Source organism: Alteromonas sp. CI.11.F.A3 (assembly GCF_032925565.1).
Classification (GTDB): Bacteria; Pseudomonadota; Gammaproteobacteria; order Enterobacterales; family Alteromonadaceae; genus Alteromonas.
This window is the reverse complement of record NZ_CP136708.1, coordinates 2901388-2915270: the sequence shown is the minus strand read 5'-3', so window position 1 is coordinate 2915270 and position 13883 is coordinate 2901388. Positions and strand designations below refer to the sequence as shown.

Here is a 13883-nt window from a genome sequence, read left to right as displayed (position 1 = left end):
CATACGTAAAACGCCTTATAGATACAATAATCGTCGGCTATTCGCCGTGCCCATTCAGATTAAAGAAGTCGAGTTTTCTGTGCAGCAATTAAATTCAAGTAGCCAACCTAAGCCAAACCCAATGGGTCTAACTCCCATCTTATTATTTGTTGTTCTGGTGGTAGCTACAGGCCTTATTACTAACGATATTACCGCTATGCCTATATTGGTGGCGTTCTTTATTAGTGCTGGTTACGGCCTATGCCTAAACCCTAAAGGCGAAAAGGTAAGCTTCTCAGAAAAAGTACAAACGTTTTGCAAAGGCGGCGGCGATAAAAATATCATTCTACTGGTACTGATATTCCTCCTTGCTGGCGCTTTTTACGCGGTCACTATCGATATTGGTGCACGGGATGCGACGGTAAATATGGCACTACAATTTGTTCCCACGGCCATGATATTGCCCGGACTATTTTTGATTTGCTGCTTTATCTCGTTTGCTATGGGGACTTCAATGGGAACCATTACCGCGCTTTCACCCATAGGGGCAGGGCTGGCAAATAGCTTAGGCTTACCGGTTGAGCTAGCCCTTGGCGTAGTAGTTGGCGGCGCTATGTTTGGTGATAACTTGTCGTTTGTTTCAGACACCACAATTGCGGCCACCCGAACCCAAGGTGTACAGCTTAAAGATAAATTTCGTGCAAACTTGATGGTAGCGTTACCAGCTTGCCTAGCCACCTTGGTACTGCTGTTAGTCTTTGTCGATGTAGATACCTCTGAGCTTATCGAAACCAAAGATTACGATGTATGGCGCATATTGCCGTACTTATTCATTATTGGCTTTGCGTTAACCGGTTTTAACGTTATTACTGTGTTGGCAGTGGGTATTGCCAGTGCCTGTGTGGTTGGATTGCTTCAAGGTAGTTTCACTGTGCTTACCATGATGCATAGCATTCAAAAAGGCATGGGATGGATGCAAGACTTAGCCATGATTGCTATTACCATTGGCGGTATTGTGGCCTTGATGCACGCGAACGGCGGAATTACTTGGCTGATTAACCGTTTAACCAAACGTGTTACCAGCAAAAAAGGCGCAGAGTTTAGTATTGCTGGCTTGGTCAGCTTTTTAGATATTACTACCGCCAACAACACTATTGCCATCGTTACCGCAGGGCCCATTGCGAGCGATTTAAATGAAAAGTACGGGGTAGATCCTCGTCGTACTGCATCACTACTCGATATTTTTTCTTGTAGCTTTCAAGGGCTAGTGCCTTATGGTGCGCAGTTACTAAGCGCTGCTGCCGTAGTAGGTATTTCGCCACTAGCCATTACACCTTATTGCTGGTATCCCATGCTTATATTCGTTTTTGGCTTACTGGCAATATGGTTTAACTTCCCTACGTTTGAACAGAAAAATGACGATGAATTAACAGGCGCATCGGCCGCCGTGAAATAGCGCTTATTCAGCGTTGTTGTGTTCAGCACAAACTAAGTATGCATATCACCTGTATTTGCCTAGGGGTATTAACGATTGGTAACTCAAACCACTTGTTAATACCTGCAGCAATAGCGATGGTTACATCGGTAATTAACGCAAGTAAACATCGCTTCGTTGTTATTTTAATAGAGTAAATATCCAGTTCGTATCACTATGCTATATGCTACGGTGATTAGCGGTGGAAATTTAACGTAACTTCTTCTAGGATCGACCTCCGCTGTTTAGCCGTATATAAAAACGCAGGCTGTTTTAACAGCAATGGCCAACAGTTCGTTTCGCTATTAAGCACCGTAAGTACAGATAGTACAGATCGTATCAAAATGTAGGATGGTAAATTGTCTTCACCTAACGCGCCTTCGTCGCCTGTCGCTTTTCAGATTAAACCGCTTTATACACAACTCGATGATTGTCTGTCGGCGGATAAATTCCCTTTAAAACGGCGTATTCAGCAGTTCGCGAAGCAGCTTAATAGCGGTGAAAAAGTAAAGAATACTAACCACAGCGATGCTTCTGGCGATAGCCCGCAAAGCAAATTAGTCACTCGATACGAGAAACTTGCTAACGATATTCAAGCATCAAAAGATAAGCGTGCGTTTAGGCTGAAGAATTTACCAGAAGTTACCTATCCGCCGCTGCCGGTGAGCGATAAAAAAGACGACATAAAAGCTGCTATTGCCGCAAATCAGGTGGTGATTATAGCGGGTGAGACTGGCTCGGGTAAGACTACCCAGTTACCGAAAATATGCTTAGAGCTTGGCCGTGGAGTCAGCGGCATGATTGCCCATACTCAGCCACGCCGATTGGCTGCACGCAGTGTGGCTACCCGTATTGCTGAAGAGCTCAATACCCCCTTAGGTGAAAAGGTTGGTTTTAAAATTCGTTTTAGTGATCAGGTTAGCGAGCGAAGCTACGTAAAACTAATGACAGACGGTATGTTGCTGGCAGAAATGCAAAACGACCGGTTTTTAAATCAATACGACACCATTATTATTGATGAAGCCCACGAACGCAGCTTAAACATCGACTTCTTACTGGGTTATTTAAGGCAGCTATTAGACAAGCGCCCTGAACTTAAACTGATTATCACCTCGGCCACTATCGACCCTGAACGTTTCTCGAAGCACTTTAATAACGCGCCTATTATTGAAGTGAGTGGACGTACGTATCCGGTAGAAATTCGCTACCATAGCCCTGAAGACAATGAGAATGATACCGACCAAACCGATGCTATTGTAGGTGCGGTTGATGAGCTATTAACCGAGAAACCGGGCGATATTTTAGTGTTCTTAAGTGGTGAGCGGGAAATTCGCGACACCCAAGATGCCTTAATGCGCAGGCAATACCGAAACACGGAAATTGTGCCTTTGTATGCAAGGCTTTCCGCCGCTGAACAAAATCGTATTTTCCAGTCTCACACCGGTAGGCGCATTGTGCTGTCTACCAACGTGGCAGAAACTTCGTTAACTGTGCCGGGCATTAAGTATGTTATCGACCCTGGTGTGGCCCGTATTTCTCGCTATAGCGCCCGTAGTAAAGTACAGCGGTTGCCGATAGAGGCTATATCGCAAGCCTCTGCAAATCAGCGAGCTGGGCGATGCGGCCGTGTGTCAGACGGTATCTGTATTCGTTTGTACAGTGAAGATGATTACCTTGGCCGCCCAGAATTTACCGACCCAGAAATACTGCGTACTAATTTGGCCTCGGTTATTTTGCAAATGCTTGCGTTGGGGTTAGGGGATATAGCCGATTTTCCTTTTGTTCAGCCGCCAGATAACCGCAATATCAATGACGGGTTTAGGTTGCTAGAAGAAATTCAGGCCATCGTGAAACAAAAAGGCCGTATGCAGCTTACTAAAATGGGCAGACAGATTGCTCGTTTACCTATCGATCCTCGTTACGCCCGCATGGTGGTGGAAGCACAGCGCACCAACGCGTTGATGGAAGTCATGGTTATTGCTGCAGGGTTATCTATTCAAGACCCTCGCGAGCGGCCACAAGATAAACGCCAACAGGCGGATGAAAAGCACAGCGAATATACCGATAAAGATTCAGATTTTATTAGTTTGTATAATCTGTGGGACGCCTTTAAAGCGCAGCAAAATGAATTAAGCCAAAATCATCTTCGTAAATGGTGTAAGAGCCAATTTATCAACTACCTGCGTATGCGCGAATGGCAAGACATTGTTAGCCAACTTAAAAAGTCGGTGGCCGAATTGGGCTTTGGTATTGTGAAAAACGAGCCAGATTATCAAGCAATCCACGAAGCCATTGCCAGTGGATTGCTATCGCATATTGGTTTTAAAGATAAAGACAGAGAATACTTAGGCTCGCGTAATACCCGCTTTATGATCTTCCCAGGCTCTGGGCTTTCTAAGTCTCAGCCTAAATGGGTAATGGGGGCTGAATTAGTGGAAACCTCTAAGCTATTCGCTCGCATGGTAGCGAAAATTGACCCCGCTTGGATAGAGTCGTTAGCTGGACATGTTAGTCAGCACAGTTATTCAGAGCCTCACTGGTCGAAAAAACGCGGCGCCGTTATCGCGTTTGAAAAAGTGACCTTGTTTGGCTTACCCATAGTGATGAAACGAGCCAAAGTGTATAGCTTAATTGACCCACCGGTATGCCACGAACTCTTTATTCGCGAAGGCTTAGTTGAAGGTAACACGCGGCTTAACTTTGGTTTCTTAAAAGAAAACCAAGCCTTGCTTGAACAAGCCGATGAGTTTGAACAAAAGACTCGACGCCGAGATCTCTTGGTTGATGATGACGAACTGGTACGTTTTTATGCCTCGCGCATTCCGGTAGAAGCCAACAACGAAGCGGCGTTTAAGAAGTGGTACAAAAATCAAGAAGCGTTAGCTAAGCAAACTGGCGGCGAAAAGGCGGGTGCCAAAAAGTCGGGTGTTAACAAGATAAGCGACATACTTACTTTTACCGAAGATGACGTGTATCGCCAACAGCCTGGCCAAGCCATAGAGAACGCGTTTCCTGATGCGTGGCGACAAGGCAATATCACCATGGGACTTCGTTATCATTTCGAGCCGAATGCGGATGACGATGGGGTTAGCGTTATTATTCCTTTGCCGGTACTTAACCAAGTAGAAAACATTGGCTTTGATTGGCAAGTGGCAGGGCTAAGGCATGAGCGCATAGTATCGATGATCAGAACCTTGCCAAAGCGTTTGCGCCGCAACTTTGTACCTGCGCCTAACTTTGCTGATGCCTGTATTGCCGATATCAGCGAAACGGATAAAAACGGCCGTCCAATAAGCCTGGTAGAGGCCGTTACCGCCAAGCTTCGTAAAATGACAGGTATTACCGTAGAGGAAGACGAGTGGAACTTGTCGCAGCTTGATAGGCACCTAATCATGCACTTTACGGTAGTGAACGATAAAGGCGATACCATCGCCCGTTCTGACGATTTACACGCCCTAAAACAGCAATGTGCTGGGCAAGTGAAGGAAACTTTTGAAAAAGCGGCCACGCCGGAACTTGAGCGAAGTGGTATCGAAAGCTGGGACTTCGACACCTTACCAACCACTTTTGCCCAAAAGATGGGAGGCTTTGAAGTGCAAGCTTTCCCTGCATTGGTAGAGAAGGGCGACAAGGTAGATATTGCCCTTATCGACGAGCCTGAAAAAGCGCAATCTATGCACCGAAAAGGCGTGAACGTGTTGATTAAAAACGCCATGCCGTCGCCACTTAATTACTTGCAAAGTAAGCTGCCCAATAAAGCGAAGTTAGGACTTTACTTCAATCCATTTGGGCAAATTAAAGCGCTTATTGATGATTGTATTTTTGCCGGTATAGACGCGCTGGTGGGGGAATACTGTGAAAAGCATAATACCGATATTCGTAGCAAAGCTGATTTTGATGCCTGCGTAGATATAGTGCGCGCAGAAATTAACGACAAAGTACTAGAAATAGCTAAGCAGGTAGAGCAGGGCTTAACCCTTGCTCATCAATGCCAAAAACAAATGAAAGGTAATGTGCCCCTTAACATGATAAACGCATTGGGCGATTGCAAAGGACATCTTTCAAGCTTAGTGTTCCCGGGGTTTGTATCTGATATTGGTGAAGCACGTCTTAACGATTGGAACCGGTATATTAAAGGCTTATCTCGTCGTTTAGAGAAACTACCAATTGATCCGAACAAAGACAGAATGCATCAACTCACGGTAGAAAAAGCATTAAGTGAGTGGGAAAAAGCCTGTGGTAAATACCCGAAAGGCAAAGTACCACAAGCGTTATTGGATACACGTTGGATGATTGAAGAATTAAGGGTGTCTTTATTTGCGCAAGCATTAGGGACGGCTTACCCCATATCAGCTAAGCGTATCTCACTGTTTTTAGCTGATTTCTAAGTGGAAAACTAAGCACCTTGGTTATTTTCCCAAACAACAGGAAATAATTTTCTAAATATAATCGGACAATTCTTGGTCAGTCTGATTGACAAGCGGCCTACCTCGCCCTATAACAGGTAGAGCAACATGTGGTTTGAATACGTAGCGGAGATGTAGAAATGTTGGGATACGACGATAAGCGAAACTTTTTCAGGATGATGGTTAATTCGCCTTGTCAGTTACAGGTTACTGATGATGAATCGAGCCGCACTATGCAAGCGATGTGTAAAGACATCAGCGCAACGGGCATGTCTTTAGAAGTTGATGAACCCTCATTAGAAATTGGTACGCAAGTTAGCGTTGCCATAGATTCCCCAAGCTCTCAAGTGCCTTCATTAGCAGCTATTGCTACTGTGGTTCGCTGTGAGCCAGACACAGAATCTAGCTGTTTGATTGGGGTTGAAATCTCAGAAATGAAATAAGCGGCATAAGGGCTTTCGCAAGCCTAAGCTTATTTATTATTTGTGACTCACGAACTCTCTCGTGAGTCAGGCTAGCTTTGCTTCACGCTACTACTTCTAACTAATTACAGCCAATCATAGATAGACTTTTAGCCACTATTTTGCCGACTCCTTCTGCAATATGCTTCATGCGCTTCAATATCTCAGTGACTTCACTCGTTGACTTCTCTCATTGACGTTTCTCGCTTACGTCTATCACTAAAATATCAGCAGCGACATGTGCCACTATTTTTAAAAACCTACAGAGCAATTTTTTTAAATCTACTTTTCCATATTAACTCTTTCATAATAGGGAAATCGAATAAGTAGATGGCATCCTTCGTAAAAATCAATTGTCTTTAATGTTTCTAATCGATAATAATTCTCATTAACGAATCGAGACAAACTTATTAGGTAAATCATTATGAAAAAGACCATCACTTTTGCGTGTATGCACTTCACCGTCGCTTTTACAGTGGCATACTTATTAACCGGTAGTGCAGTAGTGGGTGGGGCAGTAGCCTTAGTCGAGCCAGCGGTGAACACTGTAGTTTTTTATTTCCACGAGCGAGTCTGGAAGAAATTTGAGAGCCAGTCTAAAGACCAAGCTAGCGAGCAGCAATTAAGTAGACGTTCTGAGCAGACTTTTGCTTCAAATGGGATGACATTGGCATCATAAGCGTTTGCTAAGTTTGCCTCTTATTTGAATTTTTGAAAAACGTGGCGCTAACGGTGAGTTAAGTTTAATTACACTTAATAAAACCTTATCGCCGCGTTTTTTATGCAAAATGAATTAAACAAAAAGCCTGTATTAATTTGCTTGTTTGTTTACCTGTTTCTTTATTTGTTACTGTTACTAAATTAATTGTAAAACTAGGCCTGATATTACAGGTCAGTCACTTCGCAAACTAAACCCTTTAAATAATACCCTTCAGGGTAACTGCCAATCACCGGGTGATCGGTGGCTTGATTCAGTCGAGCAATAATCTTAATGGTTCTTCCTGCATCCAATGCGGCATCAGCCACTATTTTTTGGAAAAGGTCGGCTGGCATTAGGCCAGAGCAGCTAAAAGTAAGCAGTAATCCACCATTTCTCACCGCATGAATACCGTACAGGTTAATATCTTTATAACCTCGTGCGGCACGAGTAAGTGATGCTTTGTTATCGATGAACTTGGGTGGATCGAGGATAACCATATCAAACTGGTCGCCACGTTCGTGGTATTCACGCAACTGCTTGAATACATCTTTTTTAACGTAATGACTTTTGCTTTCATCTAAACCATTTAACGCCACATGCTGCTTAGCAAGGTCAAGGGCTGGCTGAGACACATCCACATTAGTAACCGATTTAGCACCACCTTGTAATGCATAACAAGAAAAGGTACCGGTATAGCTGAAGCAATTAAGCACGTCAGCGTCTTTGGCATAATGTGCAGCGGCAGCACGGCTATCTCGTTGATCAAGATAAAAGCCCGTTTTGTGGCCGTTCTCAATATCAACAACAATAGAAAGCCCATTTTCTTTTACTGTAACTTGCATGGGCGGCTCGCCGCTCACCACGCCGGTCACTGGCTCCAAGCCTTCTTTTTTGCGCACATCAACGTCGCTTCGCTCATAAACATGAGTGCCGGGCTTCAACTTGTTTATTGCCCACACAATTTTATCACGGTGTTTTTCAGCGCCAGCGCTTAGCAATTGCAGCACGGCTACGTTGTCATACAAATCTATGGTAACGCCAGGAAGGCCATCACTTTCGGACGCTATCCAACGAAAAGCATTGGTAACTTCTGGGTCAAATAAACGGGTGCGTAATTTGAGCGCTATTTCCATGCGGCGTAAAAAGAAGGCGTTATCAATACTTTCTTCTTTGCTAAAGGTCCACATGCGCACTCGAATTTGCGAAGTGGGAGAATAGGCTCCACGACCTAACCAGTCACCTTCTGAATCGAATACATCAACGGTGTCACCACTGCGCCCTCTACCTTTTAGCTCTGCCACGGCGCTTTCAAACACCCAAGGGTGGCGACGACGAAGGGATTTATCTCTATTAGGATGCAATATAACTTGTGATGACATGAAACGTACTCTATTTCTTGAATTAGCTAGGAAGTGGGTATTGCATAGGGAAGCCTTTAGCCAAATAAAGCCTTTAGCCAAATAAAGCCTTTAGCCAAATAAAGCCTTTAGCCAAATAAGAGCCTTTAGCCAAATAAACTGCCCTTGCAACCACACGTAAGCGGCGGGGCGAAGTATAGCGATAAAGCGGTGGCTATGCGAATGATTAGCAAGTTTACCGCGTTGAAGGTAAGTATTTTACAAGTTATGAAAGTAAGTTTGTTGGGCAAGCGCAGCTGTTAGATTAAACGCAGCGTTATAGCTATCTATTGGTAATCTTGAGTTTTGTTTCATAAACCTTAGGTTACATTGGGTTAAACCAATTTTGCGTAATAAGCGGTGTGCTAGGTTTACGATGCTAAAAATGCCAACGCATTTATGCACTAAAACGTATCGGCCACGTAATCATAGGTTAACGTGTTGAATGCTATCACTAACGTGCACAAACACACTGCACCTGCTGTGAAAGTTTAATAAAAGAGGATACTAATGCAATTTGTAAACTTCGAAAAAGGCTGTGCACCAGAAGGCCTCACAATCGCAGAGGTTGATGCCCCCGTACTTACCGACGATAAAGTGCTAGTGCAAGTATACGCCTTTGGTGTGAATCGAGCCGATACACTACAACGACAAGGGCACTATCCACCACCACCTGGTGAAAGTGAGATTCTGGGGCTGGAAGTCGCCGGGCAAGTTATAGAGGTAGGCGCTGCCGTCAGTGAATGGAAAGTGGGTGACAAAGTCTTTGGGTTGGTTGCTGGAGGCGGCTATGCACAACAAGTTGCTGTTAATCCGCATCATTTAATGCGGGTTCCAGAGAATATGGCGTATAGCACGGCGGCCGGACTTGCCGAGGTGTTTCTTACTGCATTTCAATGCTTGCGCTTAATCTCCAATGTTAAACCAGCAGAGCGGGTACTCATTCACGGTGGTGCCAGTGGTGTGGGGCTAGCCGCCACCCAGCTTTGTCATTATTGGGGAGTAGAAAGTGCAGTTACCGCGTCTTCCAAAGAAAAGTTAGCTCAGTGCAAACAAAACGGCGCTAACCTACTGATAAACTATAAAGATAAAAACTTTGCTGAAGAGATAAAAGCGAGTTGGCCACAAGGCGTTAACATGGTGCTTGATATGGTAGGTGGCGATTATTTAAATCGGAACCTTCAAATAATAAAGCGCGACGGTATTGTGGTTTACCTTGCCATGTTAGCGGGTCGATATGCCGACAACCTCGATATGGCATTAATGTTGGGCAAACGAGCCAGAATTCAAGGTACTACGCTGCGCAACAGAACTGATGAGTACAAAAGCACGCTTGTTAGTGACTTTTCGACAACCTGTTTACCTGCGTTTACCTCAGGCGAGCTTAGTGTAAACATTGATACGGTATACGCCATTGATGATGTCGCGAAATCTCACGCGCGTTTAGAGGGTAACGACACGCAGGGCAAAATAGTTGTAGAGTGGTAATTGCTGAGTGGTAAATAGAAGCGAAAGAATAGACAGAATTTGACGTTATAAGAGAAAAGGCGGTATCGCCTTTTCTCTTAAAGCACAAAGCCATTAACTTTTTAAAGCTATTGAGCGCAAAGCCATTAGCTTATAAAGCCACTGTCTGGCGTTGTTGGCTTGGCTTCTGCCGCGCCGCGGGCTAAATCATCGCAGCGTTCATTTTCAGGGTGGCCAGAGTGGCCCTTCACCCAATGCCAATTAATTTTATGCTTGCTAACCGCTTCATCAAGACGTTTCCAAAGGTCGGCATTTTTCACCGCTTTTTTGTCTGAAGTACGCCAGCCGTTCTTACGCCAGTTGTGGATCCATTGATTGATACCGTTTTTCACATACTGGCTATCTGTCGTCAATTCCACATTGCAGGGCTCAGTTAAGCTGTTTAATGCTTCAATAGGCGCCATTAATTCCATACGATTATTGGTAGTATGGGCAAACCCGCCGCTAAGCTCTTTGCGGTGGCTGTTATAAACGAGTACAGCGCCGTAGCCGCCAGGGCCCGGGTTTCCAAGGCATGAGCCATCAGTAAAAATGTGAATGGTTTTTTGAGCCACTGGGTGTCCTTAAATTATTTACTTTCATATTTCGCTTTTCCCTTAGCCTGTGGCGAAGGGGTTGATATACTATCAAAAAACAAAAGGTAAGATTAGAGGAATCATGCGTCAGATTGTACTAGATACAGAAACTACAGGTATCGACCCTAAAGAAGGTCACCGAGTGATTGAAATTGGGTGTGTTGAGCTGGTTAACCGTAAACTTACTGGCAATCACTTTCATGTTTACATTAATCCTGGGCGCCAAATAGAACAAGAGGCCATTGATGTTCACGGTATTACCAATGAGTTCTTAACCGACAAACCTACATTCAGAGATGTGGCCGAAGATTTCGTGAATTTCATACGCGGCGCTCAGCTTGTTATCCACAATGCGCCCTTCGATGTGGGCTTTATGGATCACGAATTTGGAATGGAACCGAAAACCCGTGGCGTTATCACTAAGGATATCTGTAGTGTTCTTGATACCTTGGCGGTTGCACGCAAAATGCACCCAGGGCAAAAAAACAACCTAGATGCGTTATGTAAGCGCTACGGCATAGACAATAGCCACCGTGAGCTTCACGGCGCATTACTCGATGCTGAGATTTTGGCTGACGTTTACCTGCTAATGACAGGTGGGCAGACTAAACTTAACTTAGCCTCGAAAGGCAGCGGCGAAACCCAATCAGATGCCTTTCGTCGTTTGAACCGAAATGGAAATAAATTAAAGGTTATCAAGGCTAGCGCCGATGAATTAGCACAGCATGAATCCCGTTTGGATATCGTAGAAAAAGCAGGGGGGAAATGTTTGTGGCGCCCAGAGCAAGAGCAAACCGATGCGTAACTGAGCCGGGTGCAAGTTATGGTCTATAGCTTTAGCTGCTAGCCATACCTAATTATATTTAAAATAAATTTCCAAAGGAGCGGTCAACAGTGAGAGTAGGCGTGATGAAAGTAATGTTGGCGTTGTGCCTATTGGGATGTACTTCAACGGTATTTTCACAAGATACTTCGCTGCCTGCTTCGTCGACATCGGATACACAAGCCGACGCTGCGCCTTCTCCTATCACTGACTTGGGGGATGAATACGAGAACTCGATTAAATTACTACAAAATCGTTTTCGTATTGACTACAACGTGAAAGAGGTCTCTATGATTTTCTTTCGCGAATACGGCTCAGCCCCCGTAGTGTTAGTTCGCCCCGATGGTTCAAAGCTATTTCAAGGCAGGGTGGACGAGGCCTTCGTTAAGTGGTTCGATGCTGACACCTTCGATATGATCACTATTGAAAATCCTATGCCTGGCCCTTGGCAGGCGGTAGGTCAGGTTAACCCTGCCAGTCGGGTTATGGTCATTTCTGATATTAAGCTTCACGCCACACCGCTTCCCAGCATTCTCTTTTCAGGCGAAATATTGAAATCTACGGCTTACCTAACCAACGGTGGTGAAAAAATAGATAACAAACAGTTTCGTGATGTCGTGGAGTTATCTATTGAGTTTGAAAGTGCCAATGACCCCAATTACGACAACTTCGGGGCTAACGATGCAGAAATTGCAAAGTTTGAAGATAACGGACGGGGCATGGATGAGCGTCCTATGGATGGAGTGTTCACTGGCCAATTCAATTTAAAAGTGGCAGCGGGTAAATGGCAGCCTGTGTATCGGGTAGAAACGCCAATGTTCACGCGAGAACAAATTGGTGCACCTATTATTCTGCACAACAACCCTGTTTATGTAGATGTTGAACTAGATGCTACGGATGGCACGGGAGATGGTTATCACACGCTGCTCATTGATGTGAACCGCGAATTAGTCAATATAGAGTCACTTCTCATAGACGGTAAAATTAGATTTCCAAACGCAGATATTCAAAACTTCTCGTTAACCGAGGGCGGTGATGGCGTGCGAGAACATCTTATTGTGGCGTACGAAGAAGGAGTTTATCGCGTTAAACTAACCGCCTATGGCACAACATCGGAAGGCCGAGACTTTATTCTGGATGTGCCTGAATATACCTTTTTGGCTGAAGCACCTGAACCAGAAGTGATAGACCCGCTCATTGACGGCGAAGATCCTATTGTTGATGGCAGTGAAGACATGCTTGCCATGGGAGAAGGTTCAACGTCACCTAATCAAGGAAACGCACAAAACCCTTCACAATCACAAAGTGAAGATGATGGAATGGATTCAGGCACGCTAACCCTGATTATCGTCGCGGTTAATGGCACGATTATTTTAATAGGTGTTATTGCTGCCGTTATTATTATCTTAAAAAGAAGAAAGGCCAGTGGTCCTGCATCTGCAAAAGCAGCCACAAAAAATGAAAATAAGAAAGCCAAAAAGAAAGTGGTGTCTGAATCTGACTTATCTATTGATAATGAACCCAAGGGCTTTAAAAAGTTGCTAGCAAAGTTTAAGAAATCGAAACCGGCAGAGTAGGGGCAATAAGTTGGGCATATACTTAGCGCTATATCGCCCTATCGGGAGTACTTTTTCTTGTTATTAATACCAAAGTGTAAATTAGCTATCCTAAGGTGAGCGTGGCCTGTGGGAATAGCATGCTAGTTTTAGGTGTACGAATTCCCGCCTGATTGAATTATATTTCAACATTGTGTTTATTTATCGTGCAAACAGTGCCCAGATGACAATTTTATTAATAAAAAGCATTGACTCTGTAAGGTCTAAACCGTATTATCTGCGCCGCAGTGAGGGCAAGGGGTTTTAACAATCCAACTAACTCACTGATAACATTGAAATTGTGGAGCGGTAGTTCAGTTGGTTAGAATACCGGCCTGTCACGCCGGGGGTCGCGGGTTCGAGTCCCGTCCGCTCCGCCACTTTCAATGATATAACTAAAAGGCCACGGAGCGGTAGTTCAGTTGGTTAGAATACCGGCCTGTCACGCCGGGGGTCGCGGGTTCGAGTCCCGTCCGCTCCGCCATTTAGTTATAACAAAGTGTCTCTTCGATGATGTGGAGCGGTAGTTCAGTTGGTTAGAATACCGGCCTGTCACGCCGGGGGTCGCGGGTTCGAGTCCCGTCCGCTCCGCCACTTGTCGAAATAGCACACTTTCCCATTATGCGGAGCGGTAGTTCAGTTGGTTAGAATACCGGCCTGTCACGCCGGGGGTCGCGGGTTCGAGTCCCGTCCGCTCCGCCATTTTCGGGAAAGTAATGACTACTACCTTGCAGGTTCAACTGCGCATTGATAAATCCTCTTTATCAACGATATATCTTTTTAGAACACTATCTTTTGCGTATTATCCGCTATTGCTCCATCTTTTTTCTACCTAGTTTATCGCTATCTAGTTTCTCTCTACCTAATTTTTCACTACCTAGCTTCTCCTTTTTTATCTTGCGGTATTATTACCTTTAGTTTGTGGTTCTCCACATAATAGCCTTTT

At 44.7% G+C, this 13883-nt stretch carries 9 protein-coding genes and 4 tRNA genes; 11 read left to right on the top strand and 2 right to left on the bottom strand.

The features are described from left to right. Positions 1–121: 121 nt before the first annotated feature. The 4 genes from R1T43_RS12620 (at position 122) to R1T43_RS12605 (ending at position 6999) form a co-directional block, all read left to right on the top strand. Positions 122–1435 carry a Na+/H+ antiporter NhaC family protein gene (locus R1T43_RS12620; protein WP_317355812.1) on the top strand — a complete coding sequence of 438 codons (1314 nt, stop codon included), beginning with the start codon at positions 122–124 and terminating at the stop codon, positions 1433–1435. A gap of 377 nt (positions 1436–1812) precedes the next feature. Then, a complete protein-coding gene (hrpA, locus tag R1T43_RS12615) occupies positions 1813–5841 on the top strand; it encodes an ATP-dependent RNA helicase HrpA (RefSeq protein ID WP_317349359.1) in 4029 nt (1342 codons plus the stop codon). 158 nt (positions 5842–5999) lie between these two features. Next, positions 6000–6302, top strand: coding sequence for a PilZ domain-containing protein (locus tag R1T43_RS12610; protein WP_057792437.1), 303 nt, complete (start codon positions 6000–6002; stop codon positions 6300–6302). Positions 6303–6744: 442 nt separating this feature from the next. Continuing rightward, complete coding sequence (locus R1T43_RS12605; protein ID WP_317349353.1) at positions 6745–6999, top strand: DUF2061 domain-containing protein; 255 nt, start codon at positions 6745–6747, stop codon at positions 6997–6999. A gap of 206 nt (positions 7000–7205) precedes the next feature. Here the strand turns inward: R1T43_RS12605 and R1T43_RS12600 are convergent, their stop codons facing one another. Beyond that, positions 7206–8399: a class I SAM-dependent rRNA methyltransferase gene (locus tag R1T43_RS12600; protein ID WP_211070694.1), complete on the bottom strand. Its 1194-nt coding sequence runs from the start codon at positions 8397–8399 to the stop codon at positions 7206–7208. Positions 8400–8927: 528 nt separating this feature from the next. Here R1T43_RS12600 and R1T43_RS12595 point away from each other — a divergent pair. Continuing rightward, positions 8928–9905 carry an NAD(P)H-quinone oxidoreductase gene (locus R1T43_RS12595; RefSeq protein WP_317349351.1) on the top strand — a complete coding sequence of 326 codons (978 nt, stop codon included), beginning with the start codon at positions 8928–8930 and terminating at the stop codon, positions 9903–9905. 125 nt (positions 9906–10030) lie between these two features. Here the strand turns inward: R1T43_RS12595 and rnhA are convergent, their stop codons facing one another. Then, positions 10031–10498, bottom strand: a complete 468-nt coding sequence (gene rnhA / locus R1T43_RS12590; protein ID WP_303460207.1) for a ribonuclease HI — start codon at positions 10496–10498, stop codon at positions 10031–10033. A 103-nt stretch (positions 10499–10601) separates the two neighbouring features. Here rnhA and dnaQ point away from each other — a divergent pair, with 103 nt between their 5' ends. The 6 genes from dnaQ (at position 10602) to R1T43_RS12560 (ending at position 13639) form a co-directional block, all read left to right on the top strand. Beyond that, entirely contained in the window at positions 10602–11324 is a 723-nt protein-coding gene (gene dnaQ, locus R1T43_RS12585) for a DNA polymerase III subunit epsilon (protein WP_317349349.1), read from the top strand. A gap of 104 nt (positions 11325–11428) precedes the next feature. Continuing rightward, positions 11429–12919: a TIGR03503 family protein gene (locus tag R1T43_RS12580; protein WP_317355810.1), complete on the top strand. Its 1491-nt coding sequence runs from the start codon at positions 11429–11431 to the stop codon at positions 12917–12919. A 321-nt stretch (positions 12920–13240) separates the two neighbouring features. Continuing rightward, positions 13241–13317, top strand: a tRNA-Asp gene (locus tag R1T43_RS12575). 27 nt (positions 13318–13344) lie between these two features. Then, positions 13345–13421: transfer RNA gene (locus R1T43_RS12570), tRNA-Asp, on the top strand. A 33-nt stretch (positions 13422–13454) separates the two neighbouring features. Beyond that, positions 13455–13531: transfer RNA gene (locus R1T43_RS12565), tRNA-Asp, on the top strand. 31 nt (positions 13532–13562) lie between these two features. Continuing rightward, positions 13563–13639: transfer RNA gene (locus R1T43_RS12560), tRNA-Asp, on the top strand. The last annotated feature ends 244 nt before the right edge of the window (positions 13640–13883 follow it).

What these genes read in the sequence shown, in the direction of transcription:
- R1T43_RS12620 (WP_317355812.1), top strand. Translation starts at nt 122, where the DNA reads ATGGGTCTAACTCCCATCTTATTATTTGTTGTTCTGGTGGTAGCTACA.
- R1T43_RS12580 (WP_317355810.1), top strand. Translation starts at nt 11,429, where the DNA reads ATGAAAGTAATGTTGGCGTTGTGCCTATTGGGATGTACTTCAACGGTA.
- R1T43_RS12595 (WP_317349351.1), top strand. Translation starts at nt 8,928, where the DNA reads ATGCAATTTGTAAACTTCGAAAAAGGCTGTGCACCAGAAGGCCTCACA.
- R1T43_RS12600 (WP_211070694.1), bottom strand. Translation starts at nt 8,399, where the DNA reads ATGTCATCACAAGTTATATTGCATCCTAATAGAGATAAATCCCTTCGT.
- R1T43_RS12610 (WP_057792437.1), top strand. Translation starts at nt 6,000, where the DNA reads ATGTTGGGATACGACGATAAGCGAAACTTTTTCAGGATGATGGTTAAT.
- dnaQ (WP_317349349.1), top strand. Translation starts at nt 10,602, where the DNA reads ATGCGTCAGATTGTACTAGATACAGAAACTACAGGTATCGACCCTAAA.
- R1T43_RS12605 (WP_317349353.1), top strand. Translation starts at nt 6,745, where the DNA reads ATGAAAAAGACCATCACTTTTGCGTGTATGCACTTCACCGTCGCTTTT.